Origin of the sequence: Bradyrhizobium sp. S69 (genome assembly GCF_009766005.1) — a bacterium.
In the GTDB taxonomy this organism is placed as follows: Bacteria; Pseudomonadota; Alphaproteobacteria; order Rhizobiales; family Xanthobacteraceae; genus Bradyrhizobium.
In genome coordinates, this window is the sequence record NZ_LMUK01000043.1 from 99,188 (window position 1) to 108,983 (window position 9,796).

At 57.0% G+C, this 9,796-nt stretch carries 12 protein-coding genes; 3 read left to right on the forward strand and 9 right to left on the reverse strand.

Annotated elements, in window-relative coordinates; translation table 11 throughout:
• Positions 1-49: 49 nt before the first annotated feature.
• From GSQ88_RS22935 to GSQ88_RS22950, 4 genes are all read right to left on the reverse strand, one after another.
• Positions 50-481 (reverse strand): integrase core domain-containing protein, encoded by a 432-nt coding sequence (locus GSQ88_RS22935; RefSeq protein ID WP_246784941.1) that lies wholly within the window; start codon positions 479-481, stop codon positions 50-52.
• Positions 482-885: 404 nt separating this feature from the next.
• Complete coding sequence (locus GSQ88_RS22940; RefSeq protein WP_159010041.1) at positions 886-1,452, reverse strand: hypothetical protein; 567 nt, start codon at positions 1,450-1,452, stop codon at positions 886-888.
• 215 nt (positions 1,453-1,667) lie between these two features.
• Positions 1,668-2,372 (reverse strand): hypothetical protein, encoded by a 705-nt coding sequence (locus GSQ88_RS22945; RefSeq protein WP_159010042.1) that lies wholly within the window; start codon positions 2,370-2,372, stop codon positions 1,668-1,670.
• 27 nt (positions 2,373-2,399) lie between these two features.
• Entirely contained in the window at positions 2,400-2,570 is a 171-nt protein-coding gene (locus tag GSQ88_RS22950) for a hypothetical protein (protein WP_159010043.1), read from the reverse strand.
• Between the two features lie 538 nt (positions 2,571-3,108).
• On the opposite strand from GSQ88_RS22950, the gene GSQ88_RS22955 reads away from it, so the two are divergent.
• Entirely contained in the window at positions 3,109-3,453 is a 345-nt protein-coding gene (locus GSQ88_RS22955) for a hypothetical protein (protein ID WP_159010044.1), read from the forward strand.
• A complete protein-coding gene (locus tag GSQ88_RS22960) occupies positions 3,450-3,653 on the forward strand; it encodes a YodC family protein (RefSeq protein WP_159010045.1) in 204 nt (67 codons plus the stop codon). The genes GSQ88_RS22955 and GSQ88_RS22960 overlap by 4 nt, the downstream gene beginning before the upstream one ends.
• A 395-nt stretch (positions 3,654-4,048) precedes the next feature.
• Here GSQ88_RS22960 and GSQ88_RS22965 read toward each other — a convergent pair whose 3' ends face one another.
• Positions 4,049-4,948, reverse strand: a complete 900-nt coding sequence (locus GSQ88_RS22965; RefSeq protein ID WP_159010046.1) for a DUF805 domain-containing protein — start codon at positions 4,946-4,948, stop codon at positions 4,049-4,051.
• Between the two features lie 96 nt (positions 4,949-5,044).
• On the opposite strand from GSQ88_RS22965, the gene GSQ88_RS22970 reads away from it, so the two are divergent.
• Entirely contained in the window at positions 5,045-5,395 is a 351-nt protein-coding gene (locus GSQ88_RS22970) for a hypothetical protein (protein WP_159010047.1), read from the forward strand.
• On the opposite strand, the gene GSQ88_RS22975 is transcribed toward GSQ88_RS22970, so the two are convergent.
• The 4 genes from GSQ88_RS22975 to GSQ88_RS22990 all read right to left on the reverse strand — a co-directional run bounded on the left by GSQ88_RS22975 (position 5,392) and on the right by GSQ88_RS22990 (position 9,337).
• Positions 5,392-6,327, reverse strand: coding sequence for a DUF4238 domain-containing protein (locus tag GSQ88_RS22975; protein ID WP_246784987.1), 936 nt, complete (start codon positions 6,325-6,327; stop codon positions 5,392-5,394). The two genes, GSQ88_RS22970 and GSQ88_RS22975, sit on opposite strands and share 4 nt — an antisense overlap.
• A gap of 470 nt (positions 6,328-6,797) precedes the next feature.
• The gene (locus GSQ88_RS22980; protein ID WP_159010049.1) at positions 6,798-8,102 is read right to left on the reverse strand and encodes a relaxase/mobilization nuclease domain-containing protein; all 1,305 of its coding nucleotides are present in this window, start codon (positions 8,100-8,102) and stop codon (positions 6,798-6,800) included.
• Positions 8,083-8,466 carry a plasmid mobilization protein gene (locus GSQ88_RS22985; protein ID WP_159010050.1) on the reverse strand — a complete coding sequence of 128 codons (384 nt, stop codon included), beginning with the start codon at positions 8,464-8,466 and terminating at the stop codon, positions 8,083-8,085. Before GSQ88_RS22985 ends, GSQ88_RS22980 begins: the two co-directional genes overlap by 20 nt.
• A 67-nt stretch (positions 8,467-8,533) precedes the next feature.
• Positions 8,534-9,337 (reverse strand): hypothetical protein, encoded by an 804-nt coding sequence (locus GSQ88_RS22990; protein ID WP_159010051.1) that lies wholly within the window; start codon positions 9,335-9,337, stop codon positions 8,534-8,536.
• Positions 9,338-9,796: the final 459 nt, after the last annotated feature.

The following is a 9,796-nucleotide window of genomic DNA, read 5'->3' on the forward strand; positions in this document are numbered from 1 at the left end:
TGGACTGCACCCCGTAAGTGAGACACGGTAATTTCTGTGACAGGGTGTTTCATTGTGGGTTCAGGGCTAGCGCGAAGTTGGTTTCGAATTCAAGTGGTGGGCGGTAACCGAGGGCGGAGTGGAGCCGCTCGGTATTGTAGACGGTGTCGATGAAGACCGAGATGGAGCGCTTTGCAGTTTCGATATCCTTGAAGCGGCGGCCATCGACCTCTTCAGTTTTGAGCGTCTTCATGAAGCTTTCGGCTTTGGCATTGTCGTAGGGATTGCCGGGCCTGCTCATGCTGACGGTGATGTCGTGATCGGCGAGGCGCCGGCGATATTCGGTCGAGGCGTATTGCACACCGCGATCTGAGTGATGAATGAGACTGGCAGGTTTGGGCTTGCGATCGGCAAGAGCGTGGTCCAATCGCTTGGTGGCCGCCTTCGACTTCCGTCGGCAGTTCGTCCTCAACGGAACCCACGCGGAATATGATCGCTGCATTGAAGCGTCACAATGCAGCGTCCGATCATGGGTGAAGGAGTTTCGCCTGACGTCACACCGAACAGCCGCCGTTGCACGCCCGTGGTCGCTTTAAAGCGTCGGTTCCGGCGACCGACTGCTACTTTGCATGGGGTTGTTTTCGATATTTTTGACGGGAGCCGCTGCGACCCGGCGTGACCGCGGGACACCCTGCCCGAAGGCGCATGTGCCGGTGAGGCCTTCGCTGCAACAAAATGGCGCGCCAACCGAGACATAGATAGGCACTCCAGCCATTGGGAAATTTCGATAGCCCGGGATTGAGGGTACAGCAAGGTCGGGGGCTGCCCGATGTCCGCTATGCGCCGGTAGTGACCAAATTCCGCACAAGCCGCGAAATGACGCGATGTGCCAACAATGGCCATCGCTTAGTGTACGTTTGGCGGCTGCCAGCTCAGACGTTTCTTGCGCTCTCTCCGTTCGCGGAGAATGCGAAGAAGGCGTGAGAGAGCCAATCGTGGAGGGGAATATAGGTGCAGATCGGCGTGCACCATTTCGCGCAATTCATCTGTCGCGGTTTGAAGCTTAGCCTGACCGGCTTCTAGATATTCGAACCAATCTTCCTCGCGCTCCTTCAAGCCCGTCGTTAGTTTTTTTAGGCGCAAACGGCAGTTGTTCGGGATAAGCCAAGTCTCGCTGGCTAGTCGGCGCTCAAGTTCTGCTTCCGCGTCATTGGCGGCGGCCCGCAGCTTGTCGGTTTCTTCCTTCGACAACTCGCGCCGAGTGAGATAGGCGTCGTAGTGTTTGCTGTACCAATTGTCGATGAAATGCAGAGCTTCAAAAATTGCTGTATAGGCGGCTGCTTTCCGCTCCCAAATCTTCTCTCGATAGAAACGGTTGAGGGCAAACCAGGCAGCTACCCCAGCTCCTAAAAATGAAGCGGTGGCTGTGGGGATGTACGGCCAAAAATCCGAAAGATGCAAGAACTCAAACAAGCGGACCTCCCCACGGTTGAGTCAGTCTAGAGAATTCTCTTTCTAAAGCAAAACGGCGCGACACTTACGCTTCGTGCCACGTTCCTGACGTTGGGATTTGCCCTCGGTTTGCTGCGTCATATAGTTGTAGGCGTCAGACTCATGCCCAAGTCGCTTATCGGTCATTCGCAATAGGTAGGTTCAACCACAGCGCGGCCAAGGCCCGCCACCAGCATTCAAGGAGCGAATGGTTTTACGCCAACGAAAATCTCGGCGGGCACGGCGCTTGGTAGCCCATACAGCATGTCAACTCCTGATTTACTGTATGCTCCGGGGTGGTTGACCGAACCCCTAGTTGGGGAAAGCGGTTTTAGTGCCACTAGAAGGGCCGCGATTAATTCATCATCTGGCCCTGTGATAATCACGCCAGTCCGTAACGTTGTGGAGGAGACCATATGGCCGATGCTATCGACAGTCTGGGCATGGGCATCGTTTAGGGCGGACAGAATTTGGGAAGCCAGCATCCGTCCCTCCACATCTACTCCATACGACCAGACGCTGATTTGGCGTCTTAAGAACGGCGCTACGGCGGTCTTTAACTTGGCTATATCGTCGTCGGATAGGCGTCTCGGAGCAATTTTAGCTTCCAACACCAGGTTGTCCGATTTTAATTGTGCGGTTTGCTGGTCCAACAGGCCAATTATCAGAGAATTTTTGTCGTTAGCTTGGACTTGCGTGAGGATTTCCGCTGCAAGTCCCAGTAGCAGAATAAGGACAGAAGCCCGTTCGACGGCTTTCTTGAATGGTCCCGGCTTGATCCAGTCGGTTAGTTCTGTGACGGCCTCACCAGCAACACCAAGGGTAACGATACCGGCTGAGCAATACCCAGCTATCTCCCAAAAGGAGGCTTCTGACGCCAACGTGGCAATATCCAGACCCATTGCCCGTCAGCTCCGCGAGGGTGGCGCTCAATGGAATGGATTCCAGAGCTCGACGTGAAAGGCGTAGCGGAAGATGATCACGACGACACCGTACATCAGCGATAGCATAAGTGCGCCGCCGGCAAGTTGGAAAAGTCCCATCATAGCCAATAGAAGCAGCCCTCCGACGAGACTCTTCTGCTTTAGTTCTTCAGCCATTTTGCTCTCCCAGGTTGCGCGAGTGTAGCGGCGGCGCACGGGTCTGTCATGCCTAAAGCGGGTTGATCGGCTGCAGCGGCTGCTGGAGGTAAGTTATCCAGGCGTCGAAAAAGTACTTCCGTCCTGTCTCATGCGAGGGGTTTATGTCCGAGCCTTGGTCACTCGCGACCGAGTCGAGCCAGCAGCAAGTCCGGCCATGTCCGCTAAGCCGCCGAAAGTGGAAGTAAATTCGCGGCTTCGTAAGGCCATTAAGCTTTTGCACCCCGGGCGGCCGGGGCCGGATGAAGCCGGAGGGTGGACAGAGACCGACCACCCTTTTGAAGACGGTGTTTGCGGCGCAGACCCCGCCGGGCATATAAAACGGGGATGCCTATCAGCCCAACAGTTGAATAGGATGGGCGGTGATTGCTCTTTAAAACTGGATTGGAAGCTTAGATATCAATCGATGGTGTATGATGCTGATCAAAAGGCCATGGCCGAACGACGTTACGAAGAGTATTGCTCGACGGTCCGATGACCGCCAGCGGGAATCACAACCATGAAACGTCTCATCGTCGGTTGTCTCGCGCTCGGCTTATGCATCGCCGTAACTACGGTCCGTGCGGTTGCTGCTGACGACGAGGCGCAGAAGGCGCGCGTCGCGCTGTCCTACATCGATTGTGATGGCGGTTTTACGATACGGAATGGTCGCATAGGTCTCAATCTCGGCGGACGCTTCGTCGCTGACACCATCTTGGGGGCTACGTATGTTGGGGGTACTTACGTTTGGGGTGGCGAGGACAAGCGTTACACGCTGCTCTTCAACGAAGACCTCTCAATAGCTACGCTTGCGGCGGCGAGTGGCGGCTCGACGCAAGCCAAGTGTCACCCGGCGCCTCAATGACCGATCAATCATTCAAGATCGGCGAGACCGTGACGCTCACAAGCGGCGGCCATTTAATGACCGTCATTTCTAGCGAACCCGAAGACGTGATCACGTGCGCATGGTCTGTGAGGGGAGACGTTAAATACAAGGGCTTCCCGCGTGCTGCGCTGATCAAAGCCGATAAGCCGCAAACGCTGGAAGAACTCCTCGCAGATTAGGACAAGGTTAGGTAGCTCCAACGAGTTGCCTTGCCTCATTGTTTAGAACGGCGTGTCGGGACAATAGCCTACCTAAACAGTCCACCCTCTAGGGGCGCGCGGTAAGCGGCCTCAATGAAACGGGCTTATCGAGGCTGAAATCCTCATCCCGTAAAGTGGCCGTTGACGAACAAATCGCTCGCAACAGCGCTTTCAAGGGCTTCCATGCGAGCCGACGCCAAGAACCGATCTGCTATCGCAAGCTCTGTCTTTTCCAAAAAACCACGGCTCTTTTTTCTTACTGACCTTCCCCTTTTTGCGCCTGTAACGCATAAGCCCAACTGGCCGCGCAATGCCAGATAAGCAATTGAAAGATAATGCGTTTATCTGGACCGGCGAAACGCTCGCTCAGGGCGTCAATGCTGGCCTCTGACACTGGCCTGCCCTTCCTGTTCTGGCGGAAACTCCCTCGCTCGCTCCGGGTTGGCCGCGCGCCAATCCCTGTCGGCGTCGCGGAGCGGGATTGCGTAGTCGGTCAACACGCTCATGCCCGCGATGGTGAGATCGTTGCAGAACGCCTTGATGTGGGTTCGGAAGCCGCTCTCGGTCTCGGCGCGGACGCCCATGCCATCGGCCACGTCAAGCCACTCATGCATGGCATCGCAGGACTCGCCGAAAATCTGGTCCTCCAGCTCTTTAATCCGGTTGAGAAAGACGCGGTATTCCACGCGCGCGATCGTCAGTGGCGGACCATCCTCAGAGTTGAATGACTGCCGCACCAATTGCCGCAACACGTTGAGATAGTTTTCGCGGACCGGCAGGAAGCGGCTGTCGAAATAGCCGGTGAAGGCGGACCACATCTCGCCTGAAAACTTCTGCCCCATCTGGTAGGCGTCGGTCTGCTTTGGATCGACGCCCTTTGGCTTGAGTGGGTCCGCACCGAATCGGTTGTTACCCGCTATACCCTTCGCCGAGCCTAGCCAGATCATGCCGGCAGCGTAGGCGAGGCTTGTTGCGGTGGTCGCGTATTCCGATCGGCTGATTGAGATCACGCCGAACAAGAGAAATGCTCCACCGACCCACGCGCCGCTGATGTCCAGATCGTGAATGCGCCTCACGAACAGGGAGAACATTGAGATCAACCCGACGATCATGAGCAGCCCGAACGTGCCATCCCACACGCCGCGATCGGATTTGCCCATCGACCACGCGAACCCCAGCAAGGCGTACCAGCCGTAAACGATCGCGAGACCTAGCCAGTACTTAGCGCGGTTGATTCGACCGAAGTAACTGAAGAAATAGCGCGCGACCCACATCAGCCGCACCTACGCCCAGCCATCGCCGTTCCCCTTCCCCCAAAGTTGCCCAGCGCAAGCTAGCGCAATCCTCACCGACGCACTAGGTTGCGGACCATGCTGAAGCTAGACGACGTGCCGAACACGGTGCACAGCGAGATCTCTGACAATGATCTCGGCGGAGCGCCTAACCCCGCCGATGCGTCCGTGATGAAAGCCGGGCGACAGGGCGAGCGGAGCGCCTACTTCGTCACGTGGCCCGCGCACGAAGGCGAGCGGTTCGTCGCGGTGCGCATCGCCACGGAAGAGCTTGCTCACCTGTCCGGTGAAGCGTTCGCCCTCAACACCCGGAAGATCGCGACTGCGCTGGTTAGGCACCGAGCATTGATCGAGGAGCGCGCGAACGCCGTTTTGCTGACGCAGCCCAATGCCAGCGAGATCACGCTGGACATCGGCAGCCTGCGCTAGGCGCTGCGGAGCAAATCCGGGCCGAGGCGCGCGGCGGCAAGCGCCTCTTGGCGCTGCTCTTCGGACAGGATGACGCGATCGGACGCGGAGCGGATATAGGTCCGCACGAAATCGAGCTCCGCGTCGTCGAGTCCCCAGACGAATTCACGCGCCTGCGACACCACGTCTTTGTTCATCGCCCATGCCACCTTGGTGGGATCGGTGGTGGGAAACTGGCGCTCGAAGCGGTCGTCAAACGCCGCGATGAACAGATGCCAAGGGCCGATCGGCAACGCGATGTAGCTGTTAGGGTCCGACAGCGACAGCAAGACAATTGGCCGGTCCGATGTCAGAAGCGGAGTGCGCGAACCCCGCAGATCGATGCAACACCAGTGCATCGCCATGATGTCGGGCTCGGCGCGGTGCTGGCCGATGATCTCCCTCATGATCTTCTCGGCGTGCGTCTCTGCCAAGGCGAGCTGGCGATCTCCGGCCATCGCCTCGATCAGTGGCCGGGTTTCCTCCGGCTTGCGCAGCCGCGCCCATTCCTCTTCGGATGCGATGATGGCTTCGCGGCAGATGTCGGCCATGTGCGACTTGATTAGCGCCACGTGCTCGCGCTGGCGGAATTGCAACGAGAGCAGGAAGTGCGTCCAATGCTGGCGCTCTTCGGTGCTCAACGGCTTCTTGGCGACCAGCTTGTCGAGCGCCAGCGCAGCCTTGCCGTCGAGCGGGCCGAGAAATTGCGTTTCGAGATTCTGTGATTGCTCCTCTGGGACGCCTTGCGTGCGGTACAGGTCCCAAATCCAACCGGTCTTTTTAGGGTGGTAGCGTTTGGCCCTTACGTCGCCACCGATCACACGCATCAAGCAAACCTCTTTGTCCCGGCCGGCCCAGCGGCTGAGATAGAAGCGCGGATTGGTGTGATGTCTACGCGGTAAGTCCATGGTCATGCTCAATGCCGACGATCGAGGAATCTCTGCGGCATTTTATAGCACAAACGGAAGAGGCGGGAGCAAGGCACCGGACCTTTCGCAATCAGCGCTGGAATACGCCGGTACACTACGGTTGAAGAACCCCGTTACTCAAATCAGCGAAGCGGCGTCGGGCCGCTGGGAGCCCCTGGTGTTGAAAAAGGGGACAGAGAGGGTGCTAGGCCGGATTTTCCTACTTCGGCCCATCCCGGAGCCTCTGGCGGGTTCTAGCAGGCAATGCTGGCAATAGATGCTGCTTGCACGAGCTAGGAAATGGCGTCGAACGCGATGGAATGCCAAAAACTCGCATCCCGTACCCCTGTCAAGGGCGACCTTCGGTCGCCGCTTCGCGGTTCACCCTTGACAGGGGTACGGGATGCGAGAAGTCCGCATCCATGCGGGCCGACGCCCGGAAACATACCAGGAAGTGGCTCCCTTGCTGTTGCGGATCAGCACCTCGGACGCGGTGGCGGAATCGGGATTCCCCAGATATCGACCGCATTAATGAAGATGGGGTCAAGCAGCTCTTGCGCCACGTGCTCGTGGATCGGATTCGCCGACCGTAAAGCAAGGATCGCGGCGAGCCGAATGATACTCGCGGTTCGTAACCGGACTAACGCGGCCTTTCGGTAAAACAGTCGATCAGAAAATCGAGCTTTTGACTGCAATCCGCGATGGCGGCGTTGAGGGTTTGCTGTCCGATCGAGATGCTCTCCAAGATCTCGACGATTTTCGCGATGGGGTCCGTTTCCGGGTTGATCTCGGTCTCGTCCAGCAATGCGAGGAGCGGCTGTAGAAGTTCGATTTTCGTGGCGATTGTCTTGCCCTGGTCGAACAGCTGCTTTCCGTGCGACAAAGTTAGGGGAGGATTGCTTTCGATCTTCCGTGAACTTTCCGGCTTCATTTGTAACCTCCATCATTTTCTGCACTTCACCGCGCTTCAACCTCAACAGCCTATCGAGGGCGAAAACGGTCCGTTTACTCTCGATATTGCGCACGATCCAAACACCGGCTTTCTCTCCTGCAGCAATCTCGTATCCTGCGTTGCCAAGCGCCGTTCGATACGCCCCAATTTCTTTCGTGGGTTGCCACAACTTTTGTAGTTCCAAGCGGAGTACGGGGAGGTTGATGCCCTCCCTTTTTGAGCGGTTTCGGCTCGCACTGCTCATAGCGGAAGCTGGCTTTTCGGGAGTTTCTCCAAACGCAGCGACAAGCCAGACGGCGACTTCTGGTGAAGATTTACGTAGTTGCGCTAGGACCGGAACATGATGACGGCCCAATGTCGGCGTTTCGCCCATTTCGAATTCGAGTTCGCGCGCCAGCCTTTCTGTACGGATTATTGAGAACTTGTCTTTGAGCGCTCGACCTTGGGAATCCACATGACCGAAAACGCAATGAGCGTGTGTATGACAGCTATCACTATCTAAAGTTGAACGACCCTTGCCATGAACGACAATCACGTAGGGCCTGACCGAGTCCGGATCGAATTCCAATCGCGCGCGGTTTGCCGCGTCGAGAAGTGCTTGGAGAGAGCAGTTCGACGCCGGATTAATGGTCACGTGGTGCAGTGCGGCGACCGACGGCGACCCGTCACGCAGAACTTCCATATCCCGGATAACACCGCGCACATCCAGAGCGGCAGAATTTCCAATTTCGGCAATGGTCACAAAGTCATTTTCGAGCTTGAGAACATGGTCAGCAAGATTGTCGCAGTCGCGCTTAGACCGACCATGTTTAGCGCAGGTCAGAATCACTTTGATCGTCCTTGCTCGTCAGGATGGCTTCGCGCAATCGTACCAACTCGGCTGCAACCTCGCGGATCGCTTCCGAGTCGACGTCGAAGCCGGTGTTGCCCAGATGAGCGAGTTGGTTGAGATTGTTGCCAATCGCGGCGATCTGACCGATGAACGTCGCTAGGCTACGGGACGCCTCGGTAGGCTTTCGTTTCGGACGGGGGACAGGGGCCGGATTCAAAGCGATAGCTCGGACCACCGAAATCCTCGCAAAGCTAGAGGGACCGATACCCATCTTGTCTGCGGCGGCATCGAGCGCAGCGCGTTCATCGGCGCTGAAGCGGATGCTGATGGGGCGGGTCTTTCGCTGTTTTTTGGGTTCCACAGGGCTCGCCCTTGGCCGGTGATTGGCGGTAGCGCAAAGCGCTACCGCCACCGCTGGCTATCTTATTTTACCTAAGGTTATTCGCCGCTGGTGCTGGCAGAGCGGGCTGCAAAACGTGCTCGCCGATTGCTCCATCAACGGGTGCTGGACGATTGTATCCTCGCCGCCGTACCCATCCGTCGCCGAAATCCCACCCCGAAAAAATTATTGTATCGCGATGAATCGTTGCTTCCGAATCTTTGACGCGAACTGCGAGTCCGCCGCTCATCAAGATCACTTCAGGGTAGATGACACACCCCTCTTTCGTGTCGAAGATGTGCATCCGGCGACCGACATGCATTTCTTCCGGTGCTATCTTTTTCGACGGGTATTTCCGGGGGGCATCATGACCGAGATCGTCGGCGGTCTCGGCCAGAAGTGCTTCGGTAATGCTTCGTGGAACCGGCAAGGGCTGACCACCCTCAATTCCGGTCTTCCAGACCTTGTGATCCGTGGCAGCTTTCTCCAGGACAAACTGCTCGAACACGTCAGGGTCGCCGCCGTCCTTCATCCACCAAATTGTCCGCCCGGCTGTCCGGAGCGCAACGATGTAGTTTTGAACCATGCGCGGGACCAGTCCACGCGCTTCAAAGATGACGGAAAACGAACGAGGGGGAGCTTCCCCAGTCGGACGTTGACCGAGCAATGCCGCGAGTATTCGCATCGCTTCCGGAAAGGTCATAGGCGTCGGTTGGTGTCTTGGACGCGCTTTTTTCGGAGCCAGCTTTGCCCCGGCCTTGGGTTTAGTTTTGACTTTGAGCTTTACCGCTTTGGCTTTGGTCGGGGAGATCAAGCCGAACAGATATGCAAAAAACGAAAACAGCGCCGTCATAGAGTCCTCCTCTGTTGCGAACCGAGGAAAATTGGTGACCCTTTCAGAATTATGCAAGAAATATAGCAAAATCAATTAGATAAGAGAAAAACCAAATTCGTTGACGGGGCCTTACGTGCCAATCGAAATTCGACATGGTTTCGGTCCTTGCTCACTTTGTCACAACCCTGTGATCGGGTGAGACCGCGCAGGTTCTTCGCAAAATGGCGTGCGGGCAGGATTACCAGTCGGTCGAAAACGTGATGTGCATTTCGGCCTGAGCCGCTCCGGACCGCCTGTAGACGTGGCGTGTGCTTGCCGGAGATATGGGGTCCGAAGTCCCCGACCCGCCTGAGATTGGCTGCGGCCGGGTCTGAGAGGCTGTTGTCATTCGGCCTGCAATATTGACCCCCTAAGCCGGGGGATCGGCGTCCAAAATTGACCCCCTACAGGTTGGTCTGTTGCGCTGCCTGCTTTGTA

Coding starts and splice junctions, on each gene's coding strand:
- GSQ88_RS22935 (WP_246784941.1), bottom strand. CDS start 481: ATGCAGCGATCATATTCCGCGTGGGTTCCGTTGAGGACGAACTGCCGA.
- GSQ88_RS22945 (WP_159010042.1), bottom strand. CDS start 2,372: ATGGGTCTGGATATTGCCACGTTGGCGTCAGAAGCCTCCTTTTGGGAG.
- GSQ88_RS22950 (WP_159010043.1), bottom strand. CDS start 2,570: ATGGCTGAAGAACTAAAGCAGAAGAGTCTCGTCGGAGGGCTGCTTCTA.
- GSQ88_RS22955 (WP_159010044.1), top strand. CDS start 3,109: ATGAAACGTCTCATCGTCGGTTGTCTCGCGCTCGGCTTATGCATCGCC.
- GSQ88_RS22960 (WP_159010045.1), top strand. CDS start 3,450: ATGACCGATCAATCATTCAAGATCGGCGAGACCGTGACGCTCACAAGC.
- GSQ88_RS22965 (WP_159010046.1), bottom strand. CDS start 4,948: ATGTGGGTCGCGCGCTATTTCTTCAGTTACTTCGGTCGAATCAACCGC.
- GSQ88_RS22970 (WP_159010047.1), top strand. CDS start 5,045: ATGCTGAAGCTAGACGACGTGCCGAACACGGTGCACAGCGAGATCTCT.
- GSQ88_RS22975 (WP_246784987.1), bottom strand. CDS start 6,327: ATGACCATGGACTTACCGCGTAGACATCACACCAATCCGCGCTTCTAT.
- GSQ88_RS22990 (WP_159010051.1), bottom strand. CDS start 9,337: ATGACGGCGCTGTTTTCGTTTTTTGCATATCTGTTCGGCTTGATCTCC.